This is a genomic window from Nitratireductor sp. ATLC21 (assembly GCF_057196525.1).
Window position 1 is genome coordinate 26,224 of record NZ_JBXUOU010000005.1, and the last position, 25,503, is coordinate 51,726.

Here is a 25,503-nt window from a genome sequence, read left to right on the forward strand (position 1 = left end):
TCCGGGTGGCACGGCCTATTTGCCGTAGCGTTTCTCCAGATGTCTTGTGAAATGCGCTGCGTTGAGCGGTTCGCCGGTCGCCTGTTCGATGAGGTCCGGCGTTGAGAGCCGCGATGCCTGCGACCATATCTTCTCGCGCCGCCAGGCGTTTACCGCTTCGAATTGCCCGCGTGCAAACTGCTCGTTCACATCCGGGATATCCCTCTCGATTGCCGCCCATTGTTGCGCGGCGATCATCGCGCCGAGCGTATAGGATGGGAAATAGCCGAAGGCTGCGGAAGGCCAGTGCACATCCTGCATGGGGCCATCCTGCGGCGTGTCGATGGTGGAGAGGCCGAGATAGGCTTTCATCTTTTCGTCCCAGGCTTCCGGCAGGTCGCGGGCTTCGAGCTTGCCGGAAATCAGATCCTGCTCCAGCTCGAAACGGAGGATGACATGGAGCGGATAGGTGACTTCGTCCGCGTCGACGCGGATCAGCCCGCGCTCGACTTGATGCACATGGGCGAGGATTTCGTCCTTCGACCATGTCTCCCCGAGATGCTTCTCCACCACCGGCAATGCCCATTCCCAGAAGGCCGGGTTTCTGCCGATCTGCTTTTCGACAAACAGGCTCTGGCTTTCGTGCATTGCCATGCCCCGCGCCTTGCCGACCGGCCAATGCGCCCATTCGGATGGCAGGTTCTGCTCATAAAGCGCGTGGCCGGTTTCATGCAGGATGCCCATCAGCGAAGAGAGAAACTCGTCGGTCCGATAGCGCGTGGTGATGCGGACATCGGTTGGTACGCCGCCACAGAACGGGTGGTGCGAGACAGAGAGGCTGCCGCGTGTGAGATCGAATCCGACCGCTGCCATCATCGCCAGACCGAGCTCGCGCTGCCGCTCGACAGGGTAATTTCCAGACAGCGGACGCAGCGGATTCTTCGCCCGTTTCTTTTTCTGGATTTCCAGTGCGTTTGGGACGAAATCGACCAGAAACGCCTTCAAATTCTCGAAAACGGGTGCGATTTCCGCCGTTCTGTTGCCGGGGTCGAACTGCTCCATCAGGGCATCATACGGATCAAGGCCGAGCACGTCGGAGCGACGAGCAGCCTCTTCCCTTGCCATCTCGATAACGCCTTCGAGTGCTGGCAGGAAGCCGGCCCAATCGCCCTTCGGGCGGGCCTCGCGCCAAAGCTGTTCGCAGCGCATGCGGGTGCGGGTCTGGCGTTCCACGAAATCCGAGGGCAGGCAGGTGAGGTTGATGTAGTGGCGGCGGAATTCCGCGACTGCCGTTTTCTGATCGGCGTTCAGATCTTCCTGCTCTGCCGCTTCGATCCAGTCGGCGATTTCCGGTGCCGTAGCCTGGCGATGGGCCATGCCGGCCAGCGTGGACATGGCTTCGGCACGCGCTTCGCCGCCGCCGGGCGCCATATGCGTTGCCTCGTCGGCACCAAGGATCGCAAGCGCATGGCCGAGCGCTTCCAGCCTGTGGCCAAGATCATCGAGTTTCTGGAAGGACATGGAATTCCTCATACGCGTGGAAACAGAGCAGGGGCTGCTCCGCAGTGGAATAAGATCAACGCTCGGTAAGCTTCAGCTCGATGCGGCGATTGCGGGCGCGGGCTTCGGCAGTGTCGTCGGTGTCCAGCGGCTGGTACTCACCGAAGCCGGCGGCAACGAGCCGGTTGGCCGGCACGCCGTTTTCGATGAGGAACTTGACCACCGCCGTGGCGCGCGCTGTCGAGAGCTCCCAGTTGTCGCGGAAGCGACCAGTACCGGAAAGGGGGACATCGTCGGTGTGGCCATCGACGCGCAGCACCCAGTTGATTTCTGGCGGAATCTCTTTCTGCAATTCGAGAATAGCATCTGCCAGCTTCTGCATTTCGGTCTGGCCGTTCGGGTTGATTTCCGTTGCGCCAGAAGGGAAGAGAACTTCCGACTGGAAAACAAAGCGGTCGCCGACGATGCGGATGTTTTCGCGGTCGGAGAGAATTTCGCGCAGGCGACCGAAGAAGTCGGAGCGATAGCGGTTCAATTCCTGAACGCGCTGCGCCAGCGCTACATTGAGGCGGCGCCCGAGATCGGCGATCTTGGTGCGGGATTCGCGATCCCGTTCTTCCGAGACTTCCAAGGCTGCTTCTAGCGCGCCGATCTGCTTGCGCAGGGCGGAAATCTGCTGGTTCAATAACTCCACCTGTGAGAGCGCACGCTGGCTGACCTGTCGCTCCTCATCAAGAGCACCCGAAAGCTCGCCGATCCGTGCCTGTGCCTGTTCACTCTGTCCACTGCCGCTGGCCAGAAGCTGTTCCAGTCTCGAGCGGTCGGCCCGTACATCCTCAAGCGAAGCGCGCAGGCTGGCGATGGTGTCCTCGGCGTCCTGGCTGTTGGCCTGCTCCAGCGCGAGAAGTTGCGTCAACTCGTTGATCTGCGCATTCAGCCGATCAAGAACGGCATCTTTGCCCGTAATCTCCTGACTGAGAAAATATTGCGCGAGGACGAACACAGACAGCAGGAACATGATGGCAAGCAAGAGCGTCGCCATCGCATCCACGAAGCCCGGCCAGTAATCGACCCGGCGGTCGGTGCGGCGTGCGCGGGCCAGCGCCATGTCAGCTATCCCGCTTTTTCAATGCTACAGACAGTTTTTCCAGGGTGGCGCGCATGGCCTTTTGCTCATTGGCCTGGGCCTCCACCCAGTCGCGCATCATCTGTTGCTCCTGGCGCATATTCTTGACGAGGCCGGATATGCCCTCGGCGAGATTGGCCATGGAGGCGGTCAGGCGCGGATTGGAGGAGCCCTCCTCCTGAGCGGCACGCAGCTTGTCGGCCAACTGCTGCATTTCCTCTGATGCACCATTGCGCGCCTCGGAAAGATCGGAACTGAGATCCGTGACGGAGGAAAGCCAGTTTTCGAGCTCTGTGTAAAATCGGTTCTGGGCCCGGCCAGCCTGCAGGTCGAGAAAGCCCAGGATGAGCGAGCCGGAGAGGCCGAAGAGCGAGGAGGAGAACGCCGTTCCCATGCCTTCCAAAGGAGCCGAAAGCCCTGACTTCAGCGCGTCCAGAACGTCGTTGGCATTGCCCGAGGCGGGGTCAAGCGACTGGATCGTGTCCCCGATGGAGCCGATTGTCTGAAGCAGGCCCCAGAAGGTGCCGAGCAGGCCGAGAAAGACAAGAAGGCCAATCAGGTAGCGCGAGATGTCACGGCTTTCATCAAGACGTGTCGCGATGGAATCGAGAATTGACCGCATAGAGCTGGTGGACAACGCCATGGTGGACGCTCGGCTCAGGAGCGCTTTCATGGGTGCCAGAAGGACGGGGTCCGAAGCGTCCGAACCGGCTCGGAAGGAATTCACCCACCGAACTTCCCGGAACAGGCGTGTTACCTGCATGAAGGCAAGCAGAATGCCTATCAGGAGAACGCCAAGTATCAGACCGTTCAATCCCGGGTTCGTTTGAAAAGCGGAAGCGATCTGCCGGTAAAGGATGGCAGCAACGAAACCTGCTATCGCGAGAAACACCAGCATGGAATAGAGGAAGACCTGCGGGCTCGACAGTGTATGCGGGTCGTAATCAAGCCCAACGGATGGTTCGGCGTCCTCACGCGATTTCAGCAAGGCCATCAGCTCCTCGTATCCATTGCGATGCGGAACCAGTGATGATTCCTGTATCGCGCGGGATTCTAATCGAAATTATGACGAAATTGAAAGCCGCACGCAGCGTCTTGTGATGCAGGCATCAGCTTTTGTCTTGCGATAGCTATCCTGAAGCTGGCGAGATGACTGTTTTTTGCCTGTCATATCGGGCAGGCAATACGCAGTCCCCCACCGCTCGATGTGCTCGCAGTGAGGGGATTGCGGATATGAACGCCAGTGCGCGGGTCAGGATTTTTGAGGAGCCGGCTTGGCAAGCGTCTTCAGCAGAGCGCGATGAATGGCTTCGTTGCCGGCGACGACCTGGCCGGTATCGAACATCTTGTCGCCGCCGTTCTTGTCGGTAACAAAACCGCCCGCCTCGCGCACGAGGATGATGCCTGCCGCCGTGTCCCAGGGGGAAAGCCATTCTTCCCAGAAGCCATCCATGCGCCCTGCGGCAACATAGGCGAGATCCAGAGCCGCCGAACCGAGCCGGCGGATGCCTGCCGTTTCGCCCATGACATTGCGCAGGTCGAGCAACGCGGTACCATGGTGGCCACGACCCAGATGCGGAATGCCGGTGCCGACCACCGCATCGGAAAGCCTGTTGCGTGCTGCAACACGCAGGCGGCGGTCGTTGAGAAAGGCGCCGCCGCCGCGCTCGGCAGTGTAGAGTTCATCCATGGCCGGATTGTAGATCACGCCGGCGACGAGCTGCCCCTGCCGCTCAAGCGCAATCGAGATCGAGAAGATCGGAATGCCGTGCAGGAAGTTCGTCGTGCCGTCGAGCGGGTCGACGATCCAGCGGTGCTGCGGGTCGTCACCCTCGACCGTACCGCTCTCCTCCATGAGGAAGGAATAGCCCGGTCGGGCACGCGACAGCTCCGAGTGGATGATGTCCTCGGCCTTGCGGTCGGCCTGGCTTACATAGTCACCGGGGCCTTTCAGCGAAACCTGCAGGTTCTGCACCTCGCCAAAATCGCGTGCGAGGGAGCGGCCTGCCTTCATGGCAGCCTGAACCATGACATTGATGATCGCCGAACGGGCCATGGGTGAAGAGCCTTTGTGACTTGAAGTTTCGGTAAGTGTGCCGGGGCGGAATTATTCGCCGCGGCGCAGATAGGTAAGTTCGTTGGTGTCGACCACGATCTTTTCACCGGCCTCGATAAAGGGCGGGACCATGACGCGTACACCATTTTCCAGAACAGCAGGTTTGTAGGAAGAGGCCGCCGTCTGGCCCTTCACCACGGGATCCGCTTCGGCGATCGTGAGGGTGACCTGATCGGGCAGGGAAATGCCGATGGGCTTTTCCTCATAGAGTTCCACGGTGACGGTCATGCCATCCTGCAGGAACGCGGCGCGGTCGCCGACGAAATCCTTCTGCAGTTCAAGCTGCTCATAGGTTTCGGAGTCCATGAACACCAGAGCATCTTCCTGTTCATACAGAAAGCTGAAGTCTTTCTGCTCGAGACGCACGCGCTCGACCGTCTCTGCCGCACGGAAGCGCTCGTTGAGCTTGGTGCCGTCGATCAGATTTTTCAGCTCGACCTGGTTGTATGCGCCGCCCTTGCCGGGTTTCACAGCGTTGGTCTTCACTGCAACCCAAAGACCGCCATTGTGCTCAATGACGTTACCGGGGCGGATTTCGTTGCCGTTGATTTTCATGTGATCGTCCTGCGGGTCTCAAGCGCGCAGTCTCGCGCATTTCGGCGCTTCCAAGACCATAAAATGCGGGTCAAGGCAAGCCGCGGGCCAAATTGTGGCCAAGGAAAATCTCAGCGCAAGCGGTTTGCGCGCTGGATTGCTTCCTTCATTTCCTCGGGCGTGAGGCCAGCCAGGAAATCCTCGTTCTCGGGGTCGATCAGACCTGCCCGGCGGGCGGAGACATACCAGGCTGCACCTTCAATGGTGTTCGCCTCGACACCCACGCCGGCGCGGTAAAGCTTGGCAAGCCGGTTTTGCGCTGCGACATTGCCCCCCTCGGCCGCACGCTTCAACCAGTTGAAACCGGCCTCCATGTTGCGAGGGCCGCCCCTTCCTTCCACCAGCCATGTGCCGAGATCCAGTTGCGCGGTGTCAAAATTCTGCATAGCCGACCTTTCAAGCCAGCTCCGCGCGAGTTTTTCATCGACCTGCCGGCCGCCAAAGCCGTTGGCATAAACCTGCGCCATCGCGTACTGAGCATCCGCCAAGCCCGCATTTGCGGCTTTCTCATAATAGCTCACCGCCCGCTGCTGGCTTTCGAAGCTCGATTGCCGGTCGAGGATGAGTTGCGCGAGGTTGAACTGCGCAAGCCGATTCCCCTTGTCTGCCGCGATTTGCATGAGTTCGAAAGCGCGATCGATGTCTTTCTCGACGAAAGTTCCATCAAGCAGCATCAGCGCGTATTGGAACTGGGCCTCGGGAACACCCTGCTGAGCTGCTTTCGAATACCATTCCGCGGCTTTTTTCGCGTTGCGGGGCATGCCAAGACCGCGCGCGTAGATCTCCGCGACGAGTGTCTGCGCCGCAGCGTCGCCGGCCTCTGCGCGGGGTAGGGCAAGGTTGTGCGCGGTGATGTAGTAGCCGCGTTGGAATGCGCCATAGGCTGCGTCCGGTAGCTTGCCGAACCGATCAGGATCTACCTGGTCGACAGTGGGAGCTGAAAGTGGCCGATCGCCGGGCGGTTGCAGGCGATCGCTCGTCTGAAGCGCTTCGGATTCCGCCGTTTCCCCCGTGGCATTGCCGGCAGACAAGGCGTTTCCAGCGAGCCCGCACAATGCGGCCGCAAGAGCTGATGCAGCAAGGGTCCGTGGGCGCATGCTCAGGCTCCCTCAGCCTGCTGTGTGGTCCGGTCAAGAATGGCATTGGCTTCCGAGACGGCTGCCGCGGGATCAGCCTCATCAGCAAACACGGCAGCGCTGAGTGCGGTGAAATCCACACCACATGCCGCAACAGGCTCGACAGAGGCCACCGTATTGCCGGCCATTACAATGCAGGGAATCTCGACCATCTCCGACCACCAGGCGCCGAGCGCAAGATTGCGGGGATGCGGTTCGGGCTTGTTGTCGTAACCAAAACGCCCGAAGAACAGATAGTCGGGCTGCAACTCTCCATATTGGAGGGCGTCATCGCGGGTTTTGACGCCACCGGCTCCGATCATCATGCGATCCTGATATTTTTCGATGATCTCGGCAAGGTCCTCGAGCGCGCCCTCGAAGTGAATGCCATCTGCCTTGACCCGGGCGGCGATGCGGGGAGCGCCAGCAATCATCACGGCAACATTGCGCGACTGTGCGAGCGGGGTGAGGCGCTCGGCGCGAGCCTGAAAGCTCACCTCATCCTGCCCGTAATCGGGGATGATGAGTGAGGCGATATCGCCGGCGGCCAGCGCGGCTTCCAGATGAGCTTCGTCATTGGCCGCCGTTTCAGGCGGCGGTGCGATCAATACGAGGCGGCAGCGGTTGGTCATACAGGAACTCCTCAAACCTTTTCGAGATTTGCCCGCGTGGCGAAAAGGTTCCGTCTCATTGTTGGGCGCTGGTCCGCGCGGAACCTCGTCGGGACCGTTTCTTGCCGGTCAATTTGGTTTGAATGCGGCATAGACGACGAGCGGGGTGAACGACAAGGAAAATTGAAGCATTTCCTGCAAGTCTCGCCAAATCACAGCAACGGCGCTATGAGGGGTGAGGCCCGACGAGCGGGGCGCAGACGCGTTTCATGACTTCACTTCTTTCCGATCCGGCATTCTACATTGCAGCGATACCTGCCGTTATCCTTGTAGGGCTGTCCAAGGGCGGGTTTGGTGGCGCCATGGCTCTGCTTGGCGTCCCGTTGCTGTCTCTCGTTGTCTCACCCGTGCAGGCAGCGGCCATCCTCCTGCCGATCCTGATCGTGATGGATATAGTCTCGCTCTGGGCATGGCGGGGTTTCATGGATCGAAGGACACTCTGGATCATGCTGCCTGGCGCCTTCGTGGGCATCGCCATTGGCTGGGCGACGGCGGCCATCGTGACGGAAGGCCATGTGCGCCTCATCGTCGGTCTGGTGACACTCGCCTTCTTTCTACGATGGGCGTTCGAGAAGCTGGCCGGGCGAGCGCGCATTGCAGAACAGAGCCGGCCGCGCGGCGCCTTCTGGGGTGGCGTGGCGGGTTTCACCAGCTTTGTCGCGCATGCGGGCGGACCGCCCTACCAGGTCTATGCTCTGCCGCTCGGGCACGATCCACGGGTTTACACGGGAACGAGCGTGGTGTTTTTCGCCATTGTCAATGCGGTCAAGCTCATTCCCTATTTTGCGCTCGGCCAGTTCGACCGTGCCAACCTGATGGCTTCGCTGATGCTGATCCCGCTTGCTCCACTGGCCACGCTTGCCGGCGTGTGGGTGATCAAACGGATGAAGCCTTCGGTCTTTTATCCGTTCATGTATGTGATGGTTCTGATCGTGTCCCTGAAGCTGATTCACGATGGGGTTTTTGATCTCATGGGATGGTGACGATCTCCAGAGCCTATGCTTTATAAGTCAAAAACTGCGGGAGGATGTTTGTGACCGGGAACGCATATGATCGGGATCTCGACAGGAATCCCGCCAATTTTCAGCCGCTGACGCCGCTTGTGCTTCTGGAACGTGCCGCAAAGGTATTTCCCGAAGAGGTGGCGATCATTCATGGCAATCAGCGTGTAACCTATGCGCGTTTCTGGGAGCGGTCGCTCAGGCTGGCTTCCGCGCTTGCCAGCCACGGTATCGGCAAGGGCGATACGGTGACGGTCATGCTCTCAAACACGCCGCCCATGCTGGAAGCGCATCACGGCGTGCCAATGACGAAGGCCGTGTTGCATTCGCTGAACACGCGCCTCGACGCGGCGATCATCGCCTTTCAGCTCGACCATGCAGAGACGAAGGTGGTGATTGTCGACCGCGAGTTTTCCGCAGTGATGAAGGAAGCGTTGGCGCTGGCCTCGGTCAAGCCGCTGGTGATCGATTATGACGATCCCGAATATCCGGACGATGCGCCTTATCCGAAGGGGGAGCGTATCGGCAGCCTGGATTACGAGGCGTTCGTAGCATCGGGGGATGCGAGCTTTGCCTGGTTCATGCCGGACGACGAGTGGGATGCAATCGCGCTGAATTACACGTCGGGTACGACCGGCAATCCCAAGGGGGTTGTCTATCACCATCGTGGCGCTGCGCTGATGGCCTATGCGAACACGGTGCACGCGGCTCTTGCGCGGGGCTCGGTCTATCTGTGGACGCTGCCGATGTTCCATTGCAATGGATGGTGCTTTCCGTGGACGCTGGCGCTGACCGCCGGCACGCATGTGTGTCTGCGCTGGGTGCGGGCGAGGCAGATGTACGATGCGATTGCCGACCATCGCGTCACGCATCTTTGCGGTGCGCCGGTGGTGATGTCGGCGCTGCTCAACGCACCCGACGATGAGAAGCGTGATTTTTCGCACACGGTGACGTTCAACACTGCGGCGGCGCCTCCCCCCGAGACGGTGCTTTCGGCCATGGCCGAGGCGGGCTTTGCGGTGACCCATCTTTATGGCTTGACCGAAACCTATGGTCCGGCGGTGGTGAATGAATGGAAGGGCGCGTGGGACGCGCTTGACGGTGCCGGGCAGGCAGCGCGCAAAGCACGTCAGGGCGTGCGGTACGCGGCGCTCGAGGGGCTGACCGTGATGGATCCGGAGACGATGACCGAAACCCCGCATGATGGCGAGACGATCGGCGAGGTGATGTTTCGCGGCAATATCGTGATGAAGGGTTATCTGAAGAACCCGAAAGCGACAGAGGAAGCCTTTGCCGGCGGATGGTTCCACTCCGGTGATCTGGGGGTGATGCATCCGGATGGGTATATCCAGCTCAAGGACCGGTCAAAGGACATCATCATCTCCGGCGGCGAGAACATCTCTTCCATCGAGGTGGAGGACGCGCTTTACAAGCATCCATGCGTTGCGGCTTGCGGAGTGGTGGCGAAAGCGGATGAGAAGTGGGGCGAAACGCCTGTTGCCTTCGTGGAGCTGAAGCCGGGAAGAACAGCGAGCGCAGAGGAGATCATTGCGCATTGCCGCTCGCTTCTGGCGCATTTCAAGTGTCCGAAAACGGTTGTTTTTTCCGAGATTCCGAAGACGTCCACGGGGAAAATCCAGAAGTTCCGTCTGCGGGAACAGGCCAAGGAGCTGCCGTGAGCAGGCGCTGATGCGCGGGATTCGTTTCAAGAAATAGCCGGGACGTTAACCACCCATTAAGCATTACGCGTGTTTACTGTGTGTATCCAGTGATCTGGATTCTTACCGAGTGGCTGGAGCCATTCTGTTTGACGCCTCCCTGTTTAAACTCCTGAGAGCCGCCTTCGCGGCTCTTTTTTTGTCCAAATTCACTGTTAACCCTCCGTTAAGGAAGAACTTGCCAACAGCTGTGCACAAGCCCATTCTTGAGTGACGTGCCGGCATTGAGAGTCAGGCGCACTTGTGATTGAACGCATCAACCGGCGGTGGCCGGAACAATTGTATCTGGTGGGGCGTAGGCACAATGATTGAAAACGGGAACGGTCGCGCGACCACGATCAAGCTGGCCGAGCATCGCGTGTTCTCGGATTCATTCAAACCTCTCTACAACCAGGGAATGAGCCTGGTGGAGGAAGCTGCGGAATATCTCGACGGCGATGGGCGGGCCGATGCAAAACATCTGACGCGCGCTGGCGCTGCACTCTACGCGGCTGAATCCATGCGGCTTACAACGCGCCTCATGCAGCTTGCCTCATGGCTTCTTCTGCAGCGGGCTGCAAATTCCGGTGAGATGACCCGTGAGCAGGTAGCGGCGGAAAAATCCAAGGTGCGCCTCGACACGCACTCACCGCAGGAACAGGCGCCGGGCTGGTCGGATCTTCCGGAGAAGTTCCAGAGCCTCGTCGTGCGCTCCATGCGGCTTCAGGATCTGGTCCGCCGGATGGATGAAGAAATCTATGGTGGCGAACCGGCACGGGCTGAAGGGACGGATATTTTCAGCAACAATCCGGTTTATGAGCAGATCACTCTCCTGAAAACAGCATTCGGCCACCGCTGAACAGCCAGTCGAACACGATGCCGGTGAGCGGCAGCGCAATCAGCGCCGAAGCGATGATGAGCGTGAAGGCGATGCGGCGGTAGGTCGTGTCGCTGGCGACGCCATAGAGCCTGCCGCCAATGAGCAGGCTGAGCATGTAGGGCGGGATCATCAGAAGCCCCAGCATGACGCGCGAATGCTCGAACAGGCCGGCCGCCCACAGGTTGCCGGCGGAGAAGATCTCCGAAATCAGGAAAAGGGTCATCAGATTGGCGCGCACAACCGCGACCGGTAGCGTTGACGCCATCCAGTATATGATGACGGGCGGGCCGGGAATGGCGGCGATGCCCGACAGGGTTCCGGCAATGCCGCCAATGCCAAAGGAGAGGGGCAGGCTGCGCGGGCCATGATAGCGCCAGCCGCTGCGCAGAGTGAGTGCGCAGGCGAGGATGATCACGCAGATGACCCAGCGCAGAACGGTTTCGTCTCCGTTTTTCAGGATATAGACCCCGAGCGGGACGAAAAGCGCCAGACCGGCAAGCACCGGCAGAACCTCGCGCCAGCGGGCGAGTTTTACAACGGGAAGCGCCACGGGCAGGGTGGGCAGCGAATCGATGATGACGAGCAGGACGACCGCCGTGACAGGATCGTAGAGCGCCCCGGCGATCGGGGCGACGATCAGGCCGGTGCCGAAACCCGAAAGCCCGCGCACGACACCAGCCGCCAGCACGGTGGCGGTCAGAAGGGCGAGACTGAGGTCGAATTCGGGCAGACTTCCATCTCCTGAAAAGGGCGGTGGCGAGCCCGCTTCTTCGCTCGTGCTGCTTGTGCGTGGCAATGGGCCTGCCCACAGCTATGTTAGTGCCATGAACACACCGATTCGCATTCTTGGCATCGACCCGGGGCTCCGGCGCACAGGCTGGGCCATCATCGATGCGCAGGGCAACTCCCTGCGCTTTGTGGGCGCTGGCACCGTGACGTCCGACGGCAAGGCCGATCTGGCCTCCAGACTGTGCCAGCTGCATGATGGTCTCGATGCCATTCTGCATGACCATCGACCGGATGAAGCGGCGGTGGAGGCGACCTTCGTCAACAAGGATGCCTCGGCGACGCTGAAGCTCGGCCAGGCGCGGGGCATCGCCATGCTGGTGCCGGCGCGGGCCGGTCTGCCGGTGGCCGAATATGCGCCCAATGCGGTGAAGAAAACCGTTATCGGGGTCGGTCACGGCGACAAGAAACAGATCCACATGATGGTGAAGGTGCTGATGCCGAAGGCGCGGTTTGACACGGATGACGCGGCGGATGCGATTGCCATTGCCATATGTCACGCCCATCACCGGCAATCCGCCACCTCCCGACTGGCCATGGAAGCACTCAAATGATCGGTAAACTGAAGGGCATCATCGACGAGATCGCCGAAGACCACTGCATCATCGATGTGGGGGGCGTTGGGTATGTCGCCTATTGTCCGGCGCGGACGCTGGCGGCGCTCGACGGCGAGGGGACGGCTGTGACGCTGTTCATCGAGACCTATGTGCGCGAGGACATGATCCGGCTTTACGGCTTTCGCACCGCGCTGGAGCGCGAATGGTTCCGGCTGTTGCAAAACAATGTGCAGGGCGTGGGGGCCAAGGTGGCGCTTTCGGTGCTTTCGACACTTTCGGCTTCGGAACTGGCCAATGCGATTGCGCTCAAGGATGCGGCCACCGTGGCGCGCGCGCCTGGCGTGGGCAAGAAGGTTGCCGAACGGATCGTGACCGAACTGAAGAGCAAGGCCCCTGCCTATGCCGGAGAGGCAACCGGCACGATCGGCCTGAAGCAGGAACTGGGTGAGGGGGCTGCGCCTGCGCCTGTCGCCGATGCCGTATCGGCGCTCTCCAATCTCGGCTATTCACGCGACGTGGCGGCGAATGCCGTCGCTGCCGCAATGAAGGCAGCGGGCGAGGGGGCGGATGCCGGCACGCTGATCAGGCTTGGCCTGAAGGAACTGGCGCGTTAGTCAGGGCCATGAGCGCGCTGTTTGCGCTGTATGATTGTGAAATGGAAGTCTGCGGATGACGGATGGCGACAGGCTGATTGCAGCCGATAAGCGCGGTGAGGACCTGGACTCGACGATGCGTCCGCAGTCGCTGGACGATTTCGTTGGGCAGAAGGCGGCGCGCGCCAATCTAAAAGTGTTCATTGAAGCTGCGCGTGGACGCGGCGAGGCGCTGGACCATGTGCTTTTTGTCGGGCCGCCCGGCCTTGGCAAAACCACGCTGGCGCAGATCATGGCGCGCGAGCTGGGGGTGAACTTCCGTTCCACCTCCGGCCCGGTGATCGCCAAGGCGGGTGATCTCGCGGCGCTTTTGACCAATCTCGAAGAGCGCGATGTGCTCTTCATCGATGAAATCCACCGGCTGAACCCGGCAGTGGAAGAAATTCTCTATCCAGCCATGGAGGATTTTCAGCTCGACCTGATCATCGGCGAGGGGCCGGCCGCGCGCTCGGTGAAGATCGATCTTGCCAAGTTCACGCTGGTGGCGGCGACGACGCGGCTTGGCCTTTTGACGACGCCGCTGCGCGACCGTTTCGGCATTCCCGTGCGGCTCGATTTCTATACGGTCGATGAACTGCAATCGATCGTTACGCGCGGTTCGCGCATTCTCGGGCTGCCGCTTGCGAATGACGGAGCGGAGGAGATCGCACGCCGGGCGCGGGGCACGCCACGCATTGCCGGGCGCCTGTTGCGCCGGGTGCGCGATTTCGCCACTGTGGCGGGCGCGAGCGAGGTGACGCGGAAGGTGGCCGACGAAGCCTTGTCTCGGCTGGAAGTCGATGCGCTTGGCCTCGATCAGCTCGACCGGCGCTACCTCACCATGATCGTGGAGAACTTCGGTGGCGGGCCGGTGGGCATCGAAACGATAGCGGCAGCACTCTCCGAACCGCGCGACGCCATCGAGGATATCATCGAACCCTATCTGATCCAGCAGGGCTTCATCCAGCGCACCCCGCGCGGGCGTGTGCTGGCCGCCAAGGCCTGGCGGCACATGGGGCTTCAGCCACCGAAGGAAGTGGCGGAAGCGCAGATCAGCCTGTTTCAGGAGGGGAATGGGGAATGAACGAAGCTGCTGACGGGAGTTTGAACGTCGCGCTTTCCGGTGAACTGACTGACTTCGGACATCGGCTCGTGGCGCGGGTCTATTTCGCCGATACGGATTTCACCGGCGTTGTCTATCATGCCCGCTATCTGGAGTTTCTGGAGCGGGGACGCTCGGATTTCCTGCGGCTGGCCGGTGTGCACCACACCGAACTGGCCGATGGAAAGCATGGCGAGGTGCTTTCCTGGGTGGTGCGGCGAATGGAGATCGATTTTCGCCAGCCAGCCCGGGTGGACGATATCGTGACGGTGGAGACACGCACAGAGGCGATATCGGGAGCGCGCATTCAAATGGCGCAACGGCTGCTGCGCGGCGAGAACGTGCTGGTGGAGGCGAAAGTCGAAGCGGCAATCATTGGCGCTTCCGGACGGCCACGGCGGTTTCCGAAAGAGTGGATCGCCGCCTTCAAGCCAAAGGGGGCATGAACCATATCGGTGGGTGCTTTTATGCACCCAGCACTGATTCCATACGGAATCCCTGGCCACGCTCCTATTTCCTAACGCTTAATTAACCATAACGGTTCATGAAGAAAACCATGAAATCCGTAGCGAATCCGTGCGCCTTCCTTTCACCAAAATTTACCGGATAAAGGGGCGTTGAAGCATCTTGCGGGGACGCCTCGGATCGGACGCAGGCAACGGCACGCAAGCAGGGGCGCGGCCGAGACCGAGATGTACGCCGCCCTGATCTTAAGAGGATGTTGATCCATGGAAAGTGTTACGCTCGCCGCACCGGGTGGGGAGTTGTCGATCTGGGCTCTGTTCTGGCAGGCAGGCTGGGTGGTCAAGCTGGTCATGATCGGTCTGCTTGTCGCATCGGTCTGGACCTGGGCGATCATCGTTGACAAGCTGATTGCCTATGCGCGCATGCGCACGGCCCTTAATCGTTTCGAAAAGACCTTCTGGTCGGGCCAGTCGCTCGAGGAACTCTATCGTGCGCTTTCGGAGCGCAAGACAACCGGCATGGGCTCGATCTTCGTGGCTGCCATGCGGGAATGGAAAAAAAGCTTCGAGAAAGGCGCGCGCTCGCCCATTGGCCTGCAGACACGCATCGACAAGGCAATGGACCTGGCGCTGACGCGCGAGATGGAGCGGCTTGAGAGCCGGCTCGGCTTCCTTGCCTCCATTGGCTCGGCGGCACCATTCATCGGCCTGTTTGGCACGGTGGTCGGTATCATGACCTCGTTCCAGGCGATTGCCGGTTCCAAATCCACCAATCTGGCTGTTGTGGCACCGGGTATCGCCGAGGCTCTGCTGGCCACGGCCATCGGCCTTCTGGCCGCAATTCCCGCCGTTATTGCCTATAACAAGCTGTCATCGGACGCGGGCAAGCTTGCCGGACGGATGGAAGGCTTCGCGGACGAGTTTTCGACCATCCTCTCACGCCAGATCGACGAGAAGGTCGCCGCCAAGGCGGCTTAGGAGCGCACAATGGGTATGTCAGTCGGATCGGCGGGCGGAAGAAACGGACGGCGGCGTGGCCGCCGCGGCTCGCGCACGGGCCTGATCTCCGAGATCAACGTGACGCCTTTCGTGGACGTGATGCTGGTGCTGCTCATCATTTTCATGGTGGCGGCGCCGCTTCTGACGGTCGGCGTGCCGATCGATCTTCCCGAAACGCAGGCCAAGGCGCTGAACTCCGAGACACAGCCGATCACGGTTTCGGTCAACAATGAGGGCCAGATCTACCTGCAGGAAACGGAGGTGCCGATCGAAGAAGTGGTGCCGAAGCTGCAGGCGATTGCGCGCTCGGGCTATGACGAACGCATCTATGTGCGCGGCGATCGCGCGGCCGACTACGGCACGGTGATGCGCGTGATGGCGCGCATCTCGGCTGCCGGATATCGCAATCTCGGCCTGGTCACGCTGCAGGAAGAAGGCAATTGACCGAATGAAGGCGGGTCTCGTTACATCGGTGACCATGCACGCGGCGCTGCTGGGGTTCGGCCTGTTCTCGCTGTCGGCGCCGCGCGCCTTTGAGGTGGCGGATGTCGAAGCGCTGCCTGTCGACATCATCCCGATCGAATCGATGACGCAGGTGCAGGAAGGCGACAAGAAGGCTGCGCTCTCCGAGAAACCCGCGCCGACGCCGACCAAGCGTCCGGAGCCGGTGGAGAACGCGCAGAACACAGGCGACAATGATGTCGACCTGAAAACGCCGCCCACACCCGAACCGCGCAACCGCGAGGTGGAGAAGACGGCGGAGCCGCCGCCGGCGCCCAAACCCACCCCCAAACCGGAACCAAAGCCCGAACCAGAGCAGCAGCAGGCGGCGGCCGAGCCAACGCCGGTGCCTGCGACGGAAGTGCGGCCGGAGCCTCAACCCAAGCAGGAGGTGAAGCCGGACCCCGCTCCTGAAGAGACGGTGGTGGCGGAAGCACCCGAAGCGACCGAGAGCGTTGCGCTGCCCAACAGCGCGCCGGTTCCGCAGTCGCGCCCTCAGCCCCCCAAGGCAAGCACGGCCAAGGCACCTGAGCGCAAGAACGCGGACAAGCCAGCACAGAAGACCGCTTCCAAGCCGAAATCGCAAAATTCCGATGAACTTTTTGATGAGGTTGCGGCGCTCCTGAACAAGGACAAGGCATCTGGCGGAGGCGCAAAGCGCTCGCAAGAGCAGGCGTCTCTCGGCGGCAGCCGCAGCACGCCGGGCGAGAAGCTTTCACAGAGTGAGATGGATGCGCTGCGAGGCCAGATCCAACGATGCTGGAACGTGCCCGCCGGGGCGCTGGACGCGGAAAACCTCAAGGTTTCCGTTCAGATGAAACTGGATCCGAGCGGGAACATCGAGGGCAGTCCGCGCATTATTGCCGGCGGCAATGGGACCATGGTGGAGCGCGCGGCGGCGGAATCCGCCAGGCGTGCTGTTCTGCAGTGTGCGCCCTACAATTTGCCGGCAGCGAAATACGATACCTGGTCCGAAGTCATCGTCCACTTCGATCCAAGCGACATGTTTTAACCTGAGCACCATTCGCAAGGCGATGGGGGCTGGAGCCTAACCAAAGCGGGAGAGGCAGGAGCAAATGCAGATGATCATGAGAGCGACCTTCCTGATCGCGACGCTGGTCGCAGGGCTTGGCGTAGCGGTGCTGCCGGCACGGGCAGTGGTCGAGATCGACATCAACAAGGGTGTGGTTGAACCATTGCCAATCGCGATCACGGAGTTTATCTCCGCGGATGGCAAAGGTGCGGAGATCGCCAGCGTTGTCGAAGCAGACTTGCGGCGTTCCGGCCTGTTCGCGCCGATTGAGAAGGGCGCATTCATCGAGAAGATTTCCAATCCGGATGCGGCACCACGCTTTCAGGACTGGACGGTGATCAACGCGCAGGCGCTGGTGACCGGCAAGGTTTCGGAGACACCTGACGGGCGGCTGCGCGCGGAGTTCCGACTGTGGGATACCTATGCAGGGCAGCAGCTCATCGGCGAGCAGTTTTTCACCAGCAAGGACAAATGGCGGCGTGTGGCGCACATCATCGCCGACGCGATCTACCAGCGGCTCACTGGTGAGACCGGGTATTTCGACACGCGGATCGTATATGTCGACGAGTCGGGTCCGCGCAACAACCGCGTGAAGCGGCTTGCCATCATGGACCAGGACGGGGCGAACCACCGCTTCCTGACCGACGGGCGCGCCATCGTTCTGACGCCGCGTTTCTCGCCGACGCGCCAGGAAATCACCTACATGTCCTATGAGGGTGGGCAGCCGCAGGTTTATCTTCTGCAGCTAGAGACCGGTCAGCGCGAGCTTGTCGGCAATTTCCCCGGCATGACCTTTGCGCCGCGCTTCTCGCCCAACGGTCAGCAGATCGTGATGAGCCTTCTGCGCGACGACGGCAACTCCAACATTTTTGCCATGGATCTGAGAAGCCGCAACACGACGCGCCTGACGACCTCCAATGCCATCGACACATCGCCCTCCTATTCGCCGGACGGCTCGCAGATCGTGTTCACCTCCGACCGTGGCGGGCGGGCGCAGATCTATGTGATGAGCGCCAGTGGCGGCGATGCGAAGCGCATTTCTTTCGGTGACGGCACCTACTCAACGCCGGTGTGGTCGCCGCGCGGCGACCTGATCGCCTTCACCAAGCAGACGGGCGGTCAATTTCAGATCGGTGTGATGCGGACGGACGGTTCCGGCGAACGCATTCTGTCCTCCGGCTTCCTTCAGGAAGGGCCGACCTGGGCACCGAACGGTCGCGTGATCATGTTCTTCCGTCAGCCCGCGGGCTCGGCTGGTCCGCAGCTCTATTCTATCGACCTGACGGGTCGCAACGAGCAGAAGATCCCGACCGCGAACTACGGTTCGGATCCGGCCTGGTCGCCGCTCCTTGAGTAGGATAGCCGCTACCTCGGACTGAAACGCCGCGTTTCCGCCGTATTTTAAGCTAGTTTGCGCGAAATAACGGTTCTGATTTGCACCGATAGGGGTTTGTTAACCGCGTTTCTTGAGGGGTCCTTAACGGCAACGTGGTTACTGATCGTTGAACAAAATATCTCTAATCTGAAGGAGAGGTGGCAATGCTGTCGATTGCAGCTATCGCCAAAAACCCGGTTGGCATCGCTCTGGTAGCGGCCCTTGCTTTGGCCGGTTGCGCCAATAAACAGGTTCCCAACAACGCGGCAGATATCGGTCTGGGCGGTGCGGGAGGACCTCCCGGTTCACAGCAGGAATTTACCGTTAGCGTCGGCGACCGGATATTCTTTGACCTCGACTCGTCGGTGATCCGTGCGGACGCGCAGCAGGTGCTGACGCGCCAGGCACAGTGGCTGAACAAGTACACGAATTATTCGATCACCGTCGAAGGCCATGCGGACGAACGCGGCACCCGTGAGTACAACCTCGCGCTCGGTGCGCGCCGTGCAGCTTCTGCGCGCGACTTCCTGGTGGCACGCGGCGTTGCGGCCAACCGCATTCGCACCATCTCCTACGGCAAGGAGCGTCCGGTCGCGACCTGCGACGATATCTCCTGCTGGTCGCAGAACCGCCGCGCGGTCACGGTGCTGAACGGCGGCAGCAGCTAAGCTTCAGCCTCCACGAATAAAAAAGCCGCGCCGGACTATGTCCGCGCGGCTTTTTTGTTGAAGGAGCTTTGGGTCAGCCGTTTGCTGAATTGCGGATCGCTGCGATATTCTTCGCGTAGGCTTCTTCGCCTTCACCCTTGAAAACAGCGGATCCGGCGACCAGCACATTGGCGCCGGCGGCAGTGAGTTCCCCGGCGTTTGCAGGTGAGACACCGCCATCGATCTCGATATCGATAGGTCGGTCGCCGATCATCGCCTTGATGCGGCGTACCTTTTCGACCACGGACGGGATGAAGGCCTGACCGCCGAAGCCTGGATTCACGGTCATCAGAAGCACGAGGTCGAGCTCATCCAGCACATATTCGATGACGTTCTCCGGGGTGGAGGGATTGAGCGAGACGCCGGCCTTCTTTCCGAGATTTCGGATCGTCTGCAAGGAGCGGTGCAGATGAGGACCGGCCTCCGCGTGAACGGTGATGATGTCGCAGCCAGCATCGGCGAAGGCAGCGAGGTAGGGATCTGCCGGCGTGATCATCAGGTGGCAGTCGAATACCTTGTCGGTGCGATCGCGGATGGATTTGATGACTGGTGGGCCGAAGGTGATGTTGGGGACGAAATGACCGTCCATCACATCGAGGTGTATCCAGTCAGCGCCGGCCTTGGCGACGGTTTCGACCTCGTCGCCAAGACGAGAGAAATCCGAAGCGAGAATGGAAGGGGCGATGAGCGTGTTGCGCGCGGTCATGGCGGTTTCCCGGAACGATGAGACTGGCCTGCCCTAACGCCTCTGTCCGCGCTTGTCGAGGTGCCTTACAGATGTGTCACCATGCGGTGGGAGGACGGATGGACGAGGTGGGCGAGCGTGATGGGCGCGCCCTTCATCCAAGTGATGCGTTCGCCGATAAAGACAGGATCGCCTTCCCGGATCTGCAGAAGGGAAGCCTCATCGGCGCTTGCTGCACCAGCCATGAACGTAAACTCGGCATTGGAGAACGGGGCATGACCGACGAGCCATTCGTTCGGCCCTATCGTGCTGAAATCCGCTTTGCCGGCATCGGGGACGGTGTTCAGATTGATCCAGCGATCTTCGAACTGATAGGGGACGCGGTCTGCCAGATGGAGGCAGCGAACATGCAGCATGTTGGACTTCGTCAGCAGGCTCAACCGCGCACAGATGACTTCCGGTGCATTGGCTTCTTCCACGCTCAAAAGCCGGTATCGATATTCGGAACCGCGCGCTTCGATCTCCTGGCGGATGCGTGGAATGACGAAGCGGGCTTCCCGAACCGGGTGGAGGGCGACGCGGGTGCCTGCGCGGCGTTTTCGCTCGAGGATGCCGGCGCGGGCCAGCTCTTGCAAAGCCCGGTTGACGGTCGCACGGGCGGCACCAAATTCCTCGGCCAGCGCCTCTTCGCCGGGTATGAGCGTTCCCGGAAGCCAGATTCTCTCGGCGATGCGCCGGGAAAGCTCGTCGCGTATGGTGCGAAATGAAGCGCGTCGGCTGGTCACAGCAACCCCATCAGTTTTTGAATAGTCTGCGTGTAGCGGGCGGCGATTGTTTCACGTTCGATGTGGATGCCCTCGCGTACGCAGTGGCGCCCTGCCGACCACACGTCGCTAACGGCGCCATTGTCGCCTGTGAAGATCCAGCCGTCCAACAAACCATCCTCGGCGGCAGCACCTGCGAAGCGTGTTTGATCGATTGCGACGAGGTCGGCCCAGCCTCCCTGCCGGATCGCACCGGAGGCGCGGCCGAGTGCCTGTGACCCGCCTGCAAGAGCAGCCTCGTAAAGTGTGCGGCCACAGGACTGTCCATGGTCGGCCAGCACCACCCGGGCGGTGTCGCGCAGGCGCTGGGAATATTCGAGCTGACGCAACTCCTCGGCAACGGTGATGCGAATGTTGGAGTCGGAACCGACACCCAGCGCGCCGCCGGCCTGCCGGTATTGCGGCCCGTTGAAAATACCGTCGCCCAGATTGGCTTCGGTGACCGGGCACAGGCCGGCAACGGCGCCGGTTTCAGCCAGATTTGCGGTTTCTTCGTCGGTCATGTGGGTGCAATGGATCAAGCACCAGCGCTCGTCGACGCGGCAGTTGTCGAGCAGCCACTCCACCGGGCGCTGCCCGTAGGCCGCGCGCACCTCGTCGATTTCCGGCAATTGCTCAGCAATGTGCATGTGGAGGGGGGCGTGCGGGCGCATGGACTGAGCCTCGCGAAGATCGTCGAGACCGACCGCACGAAGCGAATGCGGTGCAACGCCGAGATGCGCGTCCGCGGACAGATTGGCGACGCACTCCTCGGCGCGGGCAAGCAGCTTCTGGTATCGGTCGAGATCGTTGCCAAACCGCTGCTGGCCGCCTTGAAGTGGGCGCTGGTCAACGCCGCCATAACGATACAGGACTGGTAGAAGTGTGAGACCTATGCCTGTCTGCTCGGCAGCGTTGGCGATGCGCGCTGACAGTTCTCCAACGTCACTGTAGGCCGCGCCGCCCGGCTGGTGGTGGACATAGTGAAATTCGGCGACGGCGGCAAAGCCAGCCTCCTGCATCTCCATGAACGCGAACGCGGCAACGGCTTCTATATCGTCCGGCGATAGCAGGTCGAGAAAGCGGTACATGATCTCGCGCCAGGTCCAGAAGCTATCGCGGCCAGCCGGGCCACGCCGCTCTGCGAGACCAGCCATGGCGCGCTGAAAGGTATGGCTGTGAAGATTGCACATGGCCGGAAGGAGCAGCGGAACGTGGGTGGTTCTGCCATCGGCCGGTTGCGCGTTGATGCTCACATTGCTGATGCGGCCCGAATCATTGAGCTCGACAAGCACATCTTTTTGCCAACCGTCCGGTGTGAGAGCATTCTGCGCAAAAATGGCTTGCATCGCGTGCCGGTCCTAGATTAATTATGTCTATACATATATGGATAATACTAGACAATAAAGCGCGCTTAGGCAATATGCCCTGCACAAGGATGGAGGGGGCTTCCTGTCATGAAGCAGAGTGTCATCAGCGGTATCCGCTTGGCAAGCATGTGCGAGGATGCAGGCTCCTACGGGATGATCGAGGATGCCGCGATCGCGATACAAGATGGGAAAATTGCCTGGGTCGGCGCGTTGAGCGAATTGCCCCACGCATTTCTCGACTGGGAGCGAGTGGGTTTCGAGGGGCGGTTGGCAACGCCTGCGCTGGTGGATTGTCACACCCATATTGTTTTTGGTGGCAACCGGGCGAAAGAGTTCGAGATGCGCCTTGAGGGTGCGAGCTACGAGGAAGTGGCGCGCGCGGGTGGCGGCATTGTTTCTACCGTCGCGGCGACCCGCGCGATGAGTGAGGACGCGCTGGTCGAAGATGCGCTGAAACGTCTCGACGCGCTTCTGGCCGAAGGTGTCTCGACGGTCGAGATCAAGTCGGGCTACGGGCTGACCATAGAAGATGAGTTGAAGATGCTGCGCGCCGCGCGCCGTCTGGCCACGCTGCGCCCCGTGCGGATCAGGACGAGCTATCTTGCCGCCCATGCGGTTCCTGCCGAGTATCGCGGCAAGGAAGACGCCTATATTGATGAGGTTGTGCTTCCGGGCATGGAGGTGGCCCAGGCCGAGGGACTGGCCGATGCGGTTGACGGGTTCTGCGAAGGGATTGCCTTTTCGCCGGAACAGATGGCCCGGGTGTTTGACAAGGCGAAGTCGCTCGACCTCCCTGTGAAACTCCACGCCGAACAGCTTTCCAATCTGGGTGGTGCAAAACTGGCGGCATCCTACGGTGCGCTGTCGGCCGATCATCTGGAATATCTGGATGAGGAGGGCGTCGCGGCCATGGCTGCTGCGGGAACGGTGGCCGTGCTTCTGCCGGGTGCTTTCTATACTTTGCGCGAGACGCAGCATCCGCCACTTGCAGCGCTCAGGAAACATGGTGTGCCAATTGCGGTTGCGACTGACTGCAATCCCGGCTCCTCACCGCTTGCTTCCCTGCTTTTGACCATCAACATGGCCTGTACGCTGTTCCGCATGACCCCGGAAGAGGCGCTGGCGGGCGCGACCCGTGAAGGCGCGCGGGCGCTTGGGTTGGCCGAGGAAATAGGCACGATCGAACCCGGCAAGCGCGCGGAAATTGCCATCTGGGATGTCGAACATCCGGCCGAGCTTGCCTATCGCATTGGTTTCAACCCGCTTCACCGCCTTGTTTCTGGAGAGCTGGCATGACGCTTGTTTTGACGCCCGGCGCGGTGACGATCCAGGATCTGGAGCGCATCTGGCGCGATGGCGTGCCTGTCCGTCTCGACAAGGGTTGCCACGCCGGCATTGAGACGGCGGCCTTGCGGATCGATCAGATCGCGCGGGGGAATGCGGCAGTTTATGGCGTGAACACGGGGTTCGGAAAGCTCGCCAGCGTGAGCATTCCGCCGCACGATGTCGAGACGCTTCAGCGCAATCTCATTCTCTCGCATTGCTGCGGTGTCGGTGCACCGCTTGATGAAAGCATTGTGCGGCTGATCATGTCGCTCAAGCTTCTGTCTCTCGGACGTGGAGCCTCTGGCGTGCGCATGGACGTTGTCACGCTGATCGAGGAAATGCTGGCGCGTGGCGTGATGCCGGTGATCCCGGAGAAGGGCTCTGTTGGCGCCTCGGGCGATCTCGCGCCGCTTGCGCATATGGCTGCGGCCATGATGGGCGAGGGGGAGGCCTTCTTTGAGGGTGATCGGCTCACGGGTGCCGAGGCATTGCGCAAGGCGGGGCTTTCTCCAATCGTGCTGAAAGCCAAGGAAGGGCTGGCGCTGATCAACGGCACGCAGGTTTCCACCGCGCTGGCCCTGACCGGTCTGTTCCGGGCGCACCGTGCGGCACGCTCTGCACTCATCACCGGGGCATTGTCGACCGATGCGGCCATGGGCTCCTCCGCGCCGTTTCATCCGGAAATCCACACATTGCGCGGCCATCAGGGGCAGATCGACACGGCGGCGGCACTTTGGGCATTGCTTGAGGGGTCGCAGATCCGCGAAAGCCATCTGGAAGGCGATGAGCGGGTGCAGGACCCCTATTGCATACGCTGCCAGCCGCAGGTGGATGGCGCGTGCCTTGATCTCTTGCGTCAGGCGGCACGCACGCTGACCATCGAGGCCAATGCGGTGACCGACAATCCGCTGGTATTGTCGGACGGTACGGTGGTTTCGGGCGGTAATTTCCATGCCGAGCCGGTGGCACTTGCTGCTGATCAGATTGCGCTTGCCATCTGCGAGATCGGCGCGATTGCCCAACGGCGCATTGCGCTTCTGGTGGATCCGGCGTTGAGCTTCGGTCTGCCGGCGTTTCTGGCGAAGAAGCCGGGGCTGAATTCGGGACTGATGATTGCCGAGGTCACATCGGCTGCGCTGATGAGCGAGAACAAGCAGATGTCGCATCCGGCATCCGTGGATTCGACGCCCACCTCCGCCAATCAGGAGGATCATGTGTCCATGGCGTGTCATGGCGCGCGGCGGCTTATCCCGATGACGGAGAATCTCTACGGCATTATCGGCATCGAGGCGGTGACGGCGGCACAGGGCGTCGATTTCCGCGCGCCCCTGAAGACGAGCGCAGCGCTCTCCGCCGCGCATGCCGCGATCCGGCAGGCGGTGCCTGATCTGGAGGAGGACCGTTATCTGGCGCCCGATCTGGAGCGGGCGATTGAGCTGGTGCGATCGGGCGCGCTGAATGCCAGCATCCCCGAAAACATTCTGCCTGAATTGAGGAGTGAGGTTTGATCGGGAGCGTGTCTTTTTTGGATGTGGCGACTGCCCCTCATCCGCCTGCCGGCACCTTCTCCCCGCTCGCGGGGAGAAGGACGATGGCCGCAACGTTGTCGCCCCCCTCTCCCCGCCTGCAGGGAGAGGGTAAGGGTGAGGGGCGAACGCCAACACTGGAGATTTGCGAATGAACCCCGTCGAAGTGCATCAGGGCTCGTCGCCCGTGATTCTGGGCTTGCCGCACACGGGCACTCATGTGCCGGAGGCGATCAAAGCCCGGCTTAACGAACAGGGCCAGCTTCTGACGGATACGGACTGGCATGTGCACAGGCTTTATGATGCCCTTCTTGATGGCGTGACCACAGTGCGGGCGACGTTCCACCGCTATGTGATCGACGCCAATCGCGACCCGTCGGGCGAGAGCCTTTATCCGGGGCAGAACACCACCACCCTCGTGCCGCTGACGGACTTCGACAACCGACCCATCTGGCGCGAGGGGGAAGAGCCGACAGAACAGGATGTCAGACACCGGGTGGATGCCTTTCATCGGCCTTATCACGCGGCGCTTGAGGCGGAGATCGCGCGGGTGAAAGCGCTTCATGGCGTGGCGATCCTCTATGATTGCCATTCCATCCGCTCTCACTGCCCATTCCTTTTTGAAGGGCAGCTGCCCGATTTCAACATCGGCACCAATCACGGCAAGACCTGTGCACCGGAAATCGAGACGGCGACAGCGGATATCTGCGTTGCGGCGGACGGCTATTCGAGCGTGCTCAATGGCCGCTTTGTCGGCGGGTGGACGACGCGGCACTACGGCAGGCCGGATCGCGGTGAACATGCCATCCAGATGGAGCTGGCGCAGGCAACGCATCTGAAGAGCGAGGCTGTACCGTTCGATTATTCCGAGCAAAAGGCGGCACGCCTGCGGCCGCATCTCAAAGCCATTCTGGCGCGTCTTACCGAGATCGCGCCGTCCTTGAAGGGGAAGTAAAGC

General features: G+C 61.1%; 26 protein-coding genes. 15 read left to right on the forward strand and 11 right to left on the reverse strand.

Annotated features, from left to right (window positions below):
• Window positions 1-15: 15 nt before the first annotated feature.
• The 7 genes from AC2CHD_RS19495 to AC2CHD_RS19525 form a co-directional block, all read right to left on the reverse strand.
• The gene (locus tag AC2CHD_RS19495) at window positions 16-1,500 is read right to left on the reverse strand and encodes a carboxypeptidase M32 (RefSeq protein ID WP_484554987.1); all 1,485 of its coding nucleotides are present in this window, start codon (window positions 1,498-1,500) and stop codon (window positions 16-18) included.
• A 55-nt stretch (window positions 1,501-1,555) separates the two neighbouring features.
• Window positions 1,556-2,587, reverse strand: coding sequence for a peptidoglycan -binding protein (locus tag AC2CHD_RS19500; RefSeq protein WP_229449876.1), 1,032 nt, complete (start codon window positions 2,585-2,587; stop codon window positions 1,556-1,558).
• 1 nt (window position 2,588) lies between these two features.
• Window positions 2,589-3,599: a MotA/TolQ/ExbB proton channel family protein gene (locus AC2CHD_RS19505; protein WP_229449877.1), complete on the reverse strand. Its 1,011-nt coding sequence runs from the start codon at window positions 3,597-3,599 to the stop codon at window positions 2,589-2,591.
• A 258-nt stretch (window positions 3,600-3,857) separates the two neighbouring features.
• Window positions 3,858-4,661 (reverse strand): inositol monophosphatase family protein, encoded by an 804-nt coding sequence (locus AC2CHD_RS19510; protein WP_229449878.1) that lies wholly within the window; start codon window positions 4,659-4,661, stop codon window positions 3,858-3,860.
• A gap of 51 nt (window positions 4,662-4,712) precedes the next feature.
• On the reverse strand, window positions 4,713-5,276 hold the full coding sequence (efp, locus tag AC2CHD_RS19515) for an elongation factor P (protein ID WP_229449879.1): 564 nt from the start codon (window positions 5,274-5,276) through the stop codon (window positions 4,713-4,715).
• A gap of 110 nt (window positions 5,277-5,386) precedes the next feature.
• Entirely contained in the window at window positions 5,387-6,412 is a 1,026-nt protein-coding gene (locus tag AC2CHD_RS19520; RefSeq protein WP_229449880.1) for a tetratricopeptide repeat protein, read from the reverse strand.
• Between the two features lie 2 nt (window positions 6,413-6,414).
• Entirely contained in the window at window positions 6,415-7,062 is a 648-nt protein-coding gene (locus AC2CHD_RS19525; protein ID WP_484554988.1) for a thiamine phosphate synthase, read from the reverse strand.
• 248 nt (window positions 7,063-7,310) lie between these two features.
• Between AC2CHD_RS19525 and AC2CHD_RS19530 the strand changes: the two genes are divergently transcribed.
• The 3 genes from AC2CHD_RS19530 to rcdA all read left to right on the forward strand — a co-directional run bounded on the left by AC2CHD_RS19530 (window position 7,311) and on the right by rcdA (window position 10,658).
• Window positions 7,311-8,084: a sulfite exporter TauE/SafE family protein gene (locus AC2CHD_RS19530; RefSeq protein ID WP_484554989.1), complete on the forward strand. Its 774-nt coding sequence runs from the start codon at window positions 7,311-7,313 to the stop codon at window positions 8,082-8,084.
• 44 nt (window positions 8,085-8,128) lie between these two features.
• Entirely contained in the window at window positions 8,129-9,781 is a 1,653-nt protein-coding gene (locus tag AC2CHD_RS19535) for an acyl-CoA synthetase (RefSeq protein WP_484554990.1), read from the forward strand.
• A gap of 343 nt (window positions 9,782-10,124) precedes the next feature.
• Entirely contained in the window at window positions 10,125-10,658 is a 534-nt protein-coding gene (gene rcdA, locus AC2CHD_RS19540; RefSeq protein ID WP_229449884.1) for a protease adaptor protein RcdA, read from the forward strand.
• On the opposite strand, the gene AC2CHD_RS19545 is transcribed toward rcdA, so the two are convergent.
• Entirely contained in the window at window positions 10,624-11,475 is an 852-nt protein-coding gene (locus AC2CHD_RS19545; protein WP_484554991.1) for a sulfite exporter TauE/SafE family protein, read from the reverse strand. The genes rcdA and AC2CHD_RS19545 overlap by 35 nt on opposite strands.
• A 28-nt stretch (window positions 11,476-11,503) precedes the next feature.
• On the opposite strand from AC2CHD_RS19545, the gene ruvC reads away from it, so the two are divergent.
• From ruvC to pal, 9 genes are all read left to right on the forward strand, one after another.
• Window positions 11,504-12,019: a crossover junction endodeoxyribonuclease RuvC gene (ruvC, locus tag AC2CHD_RS19550; RefSeq protein ID WP_007007075.1), complete on the forward strand. Its 516-nt coding sequence runs from the start codon at window positions 11,504-11,506 to the stop codon at window positions 12,017-12,019.
• Window positions 12,016-12,636 carry a Holliday junction branch migration protein RuvA gene (ruvA, locus tag AC2CHD_RS19555; protein WP_229449886.1) on the forward strand — a complete coding sequence of 207 codons (621 nt, stop codon included), beginning with the start codon at window positions 12,016-12,018 and terminating at the stop codon, window positions 12,634-12,636. Before ruvC ends, ruvA begins: the two co-directional genes overlap by 4 nt.
• Before the next feature lie 55 nt (window positions 12,637-12,691).
• On the forward strand, window positions 12,692-13,738 hold the full coding sequence (ruvB, locus tag AC2CHD_RS19560; RefSeq protein WP_484554992.1) for a Holliday junction branch migration DNA helicase RuvB: 1,047 nt from the start codon (window positions 12,692-12,694) through the stop codon (window positions 13,736-13,738).
• Window positions 13,735-14,202 carry a tol-pal system-associated acyl-CoA thioesterase gene (gene ybgC / locus AC2CHD_RS19565; RefSeq protein ID WP_484554993.1) on the forward strand — a complete coding sequence of 156 codons (468 nt, stop codon included), beginning with the start codon at window positions 13,735-13,737 and terminating at the stop codon, window positions 14,200-14,202. The genes ruvB and ybgC overlap by 4 nt, the downstream gene beginning before the upstream one ends.
• A 282-nt stretch (window positions 14,203-14,484) precedes the next feature.
• Complete coding sequence (gene tolQ / locus AC2CHD_RS19570) at window positions 14,485-15,198, forward strand: protein TolQ (protein ID WP_065818145.1); 714 nt, start codon at window positions 14,485-14,487, stop codon at window positions 15,196-15,198.
• A 9-nt stretch (window positions 15,199-15,207) separates the two neighbouring features.
• Window positions 15,208-15,663 (forward strand): protein TolR, encoded by a 456-nt coding sequence (gene tolR / locus AC2CHD_RS19575; protein ID WP_223021723.1) that lies wholly within the window; start codon window positions 15,208-15,210, stop codon window positions 15,661-15,663.
• Window positions 15,664-15,667: 4 nt separating this feature from the next.
• A complete protein-coding gene (locus AC2CHD_RS19580; protein ID WP_484554994.1) occupies window positions 15,668-16,732 on the forward strand; it encodes a hypothetical protein in 1,065 nt (354 codons plus the stop codon).
• Between the two features lie 70 nt (window positions 16,733-16,802).
• Window positions 16,803-18,110: a Tol-Pal system beta propeller repeat protein TolB gene (tolB, locus tag AC2CHD_RS19585; protein WP_229449890.1), complete on the forward strand. Its 1,308-nt coding sequence runs from the start codon at window positions 16,803-16,805 to the stop codon at window positions 18,108-18,110.
• Between the two features lie 182 nt (window positions 18,111-18,292).
• A complete protein-coding gene (pal, locus tag AC2CHD_RS19590) occupies window positions 18,293-18,796 on the forward strand; it encodes a peptidoglycan-associated lipoprotein Pal (protein ID WP_065818148.1) in 504 nt (167 codons plus the stop codon).
• A gap of 73 nt (window positions 18,797-18,869) precedes the next feature.
• Here pal and rpe read toward each other — a convergent pair whose 3' ends face one another.
• The 3 genes from rpe to AC2CHD_RS19605 form a co-directional block, all read right to left on the reverse strand.
• The gene (gene rpe / locus AC2CHD_RS19595; RefSeq protein ID WP_229449891.1) at window positions 18,870-19,541 is read right to left on the reverse strand and encodes a ribulose-phosphate 3-epimerase; all 672 of its coding nucleotides are present in this window, start codon (window positions 19,539-19,541) and stop codon (window positions 18,870-18,872) included.
• 65 nt (window positions 19,542-19,606) lie between these two features.
• A complete protein-coding gene (locus tag AC2CHD_RS19600; RefSeq protein ID WP_229449892.1) occupies window positions 19,607-20,305 on the reverse strand; it encodes a histidine utilization transcriptional repressor HutC in 699 nt (232 codons plus the stop codon).
• Window positions 20,302-21,672: a formimidoylglutamate deiminase gene (locus tag AC2CHD_RS19605; RefSeq protein ID WP_484554995.1), complete on the reverse strand. Its 1,371-nt coding sequence runs from the start codon at window positions 21,670-21,672 to the stop codon at window positions 20,302-20,304. Before AC2CHD_RS19605 ends, AC2CHD_RS19600 begins: the two co-directional genes overlap by 4 nt.
• Before the next feature lie 108 nt (window positions 21,673-21,780).
• Between AC2CHD_RS19605 and hutI the strand changes: the two genes are divergently transcribed.
• The 3 genes from hutI (at window position 21,781) to hutG (ending at window position 25,500) form a co-directional block, all read left to right on the forward strand.
• Complete coding sequence (gene hutI, locus AC2CHD_RS19610; protein WP_484554996.1) at window positions 21,781-22,989, forward strand: imidazolonepropionase; 1,209 nt, start codon at window positions 21,781-21,783, stop codon at window positions 22,987-22,989.
• Window positions 22,986-24,527 (forward strand): histidine ammonia-lyase, encoded by a 1,542-nt coding sequence (gene hutH, locus AC2CHD_RS19615; RefSeq protein ID WP_484554997.1) that lies wholly within the window; start codon window positions 22,986-22,988, stop codon window positions 24,525-24,527. The genes hutI and hutH overlap by 4 nt, the downstream gene beginning before the upstream one ends.
• A gap of 169 nt (window positions 24,528-24,696) precedes the next feature.
• A complete protein-coding gene (gene hutG / locus AC2CHD_RS19620; RefSeq protein WP_484554998.1) occupies window positions 24,697-25,500 on the forward strand; it encodes an N-formylglutamate deformylase in 804 nt (267 codons plus the stop codon).
• The last annotated feature ends 3 nt before the right edge of the window (window positions 25,501-25,503 follow it).

What these genes read in the sequence shown, in the direction of transcription:
- AC2CHD_RS19495 (WP_484554987.1), bottom strand. Translation starts at nt 1,500, where the DNA reads ATGTCCTTCCAGAAACTCGATGATCTTGGCCACAGGCTGGAAGCGCTC.
- AC2CHD_RS19500 (WP_229449876.1), bottom strand. Translation starts at nt 2,587, where the DNA reads ATGGCGCTGGCCCGCGCACGCCGCACCGACCGCCGGGTCGATTACTGG.
- AC2CHD_RS19505 (WP_229449877.1), bottom strand. Translation starts at nt 3,599, where the DNA reads ATGGCCTTGCTGAAATCGCGTGAGGACGCCGAACCATCCGTTGGGCTT.
- AC2CHD_RS19510 (WP_229449878.1), bottom strand. Translation starts at nt 4,661, where the DNA reads ATGGCCCGTTCGGCGATCATCAATGTCATGGTTCAGGCTGCCATGAAG.
- efp (WP_229449879.1), bottom strand. Translation starts at nt 5,276, where the DNA reads ATGAAAATCAACGGCAACGAAATCCGCCCCGGTAACGTCATTGAGCAC.
- AC2CHD_RS19520 (WP_229449880.1), bottom strand. Translation starts at nt 6,412, where the DNA reads ATGCGCCCACGGACCCTTGCTGCATCAGCTCTTGCGGCCGCATTGTGC.
- AC2CHD_RS19525 (WP_484554988.1), bottom strand. Translation starts at nt 7,062, where the DNA reads ATGACCAACCGCTGCCGCCTCGTATTGATCGCACCGCCGCCTGAAACG.
- AC2CHD_RS19530 (WP_484554989.1), top strand. Translation starts at nt 7,311, where the DNA reads ATGACTTCACTTCTTTCCGATCCGGCATTCTACATTGCAGCGATACCT.
- AC2CHD_RS19535 (WP_484554990.1), top strand. Translation starts at nt 8,129, where the DNA reads ATGTTTGTGACCGGGAACGCATATGATCGGGATCTCGACAGGAATCCC.
- rcdA (WP_229449884.1), top strand. Translation starts at nt 10,125, where the DNA reads ATGATTGAAAACGGGAACGGTCGCGCGACCACGATCAAGCTGGCCGAG.
- ruvC (WP_007007075.1), top strand. Translation starts at nt 11,504, where the DNA reads ATGAACACACCGATTCGCATTCTTGGCATCGACCCGGGGCTCCGGCGC.
- ruvA (WP_229449886.1), top strand. Translation starts at nt 12,016, where the DNA reads ATGATCGGTAAACTGAAGGGCATCATCGACGAGATCGCCGAAGACCAC.
- ruvB (WP_484554992.1), top strand. Translation starts at nt 12,692, where the DNA reads ATGACGGATGGCGACAGGCTGATTGCAGCCGATAAGCGCGGTGAGGAC.
- ybgC (WP_484554993.1), top strand. Translation starts at nt 13,735, where the DNA reads ATGAACGAAGCTGCTGACGGGAGTTTGAACGTCGCGCTTTCCGGTGAA.
- tolQ (WP_065818145.1), top strand. Translation starts at nt 14,485, where the DNA reads ATGGAAAGTGTTACGCTCGCCGCACCGGGTGGGGAGTTGTCGATCTGG.
- tolR (WP_223021723.1), top strand. Translation starts at nt 15,208, where the DNA reads ATGGGTATGTCAGTCGGATCGGCGGGCGGAAGAAACGGACGGCGGCGT.
- AC2CHD_RS19580 (WP_484554994.1), top strand. Translation starts at nt 15,668, where the DNA reads ATGAAGGCGGGTCTCGTTACATCGGTGACCATGCACGCGGCGCTGCTG.
- tolB (WP_229449890.1), top strand. Translation starts at nt 16,803, where the DNA reads ATGATCATGAGAGCGACCTTCCTGATCGCGACGCTGGTCGCAGGGCTT.
- pal (WP_065818148.1), top strand. Translation starts at nt 18,293, where the DNA reads ATGCTGTCGATTGCAGCTATCGCCAAAAACCCGGTTGGCATCGCTCTG.
- rpe (WP_229449891.1), bottom strand. Translation starts at nt 19,541, where the DNA reads ATGACCGCGCGCAACACGCTCATCGCCCCTTCCATTCTCGCTTCGGAT.
- AC2CHD_RS19605 (WP_484554995.1), bottom strand. Translation starts at nt 21,672, where the DNA reads ATGCAAGCCATTTTTGCGCAGAATGCTCTCACACCGGACGGTTGGCAA.
- hutI (WP_484554996.1), top strand. Translation starts at nt 21,781, where the DNA reads ATGAAGCAGAGTGTCATCAGCGGTATCCGCTTGGCAAGCATGTGCGAG.
- hutH (WP_484554997.1), top strand. Translation starts at nt 22,986, where the DNA reads ATGACGCTTGTTTTGACGCCCGGCGCGGTGACGATCCAGGATCTGGAG.
- hutG (WP_484554998.1), top strand. Translation starts at nt 24,697, where the DNA reads ATGAACCCCGTCGAAGTGCATCAGGGCTCGTCGCCCGTGATTCTGGGC.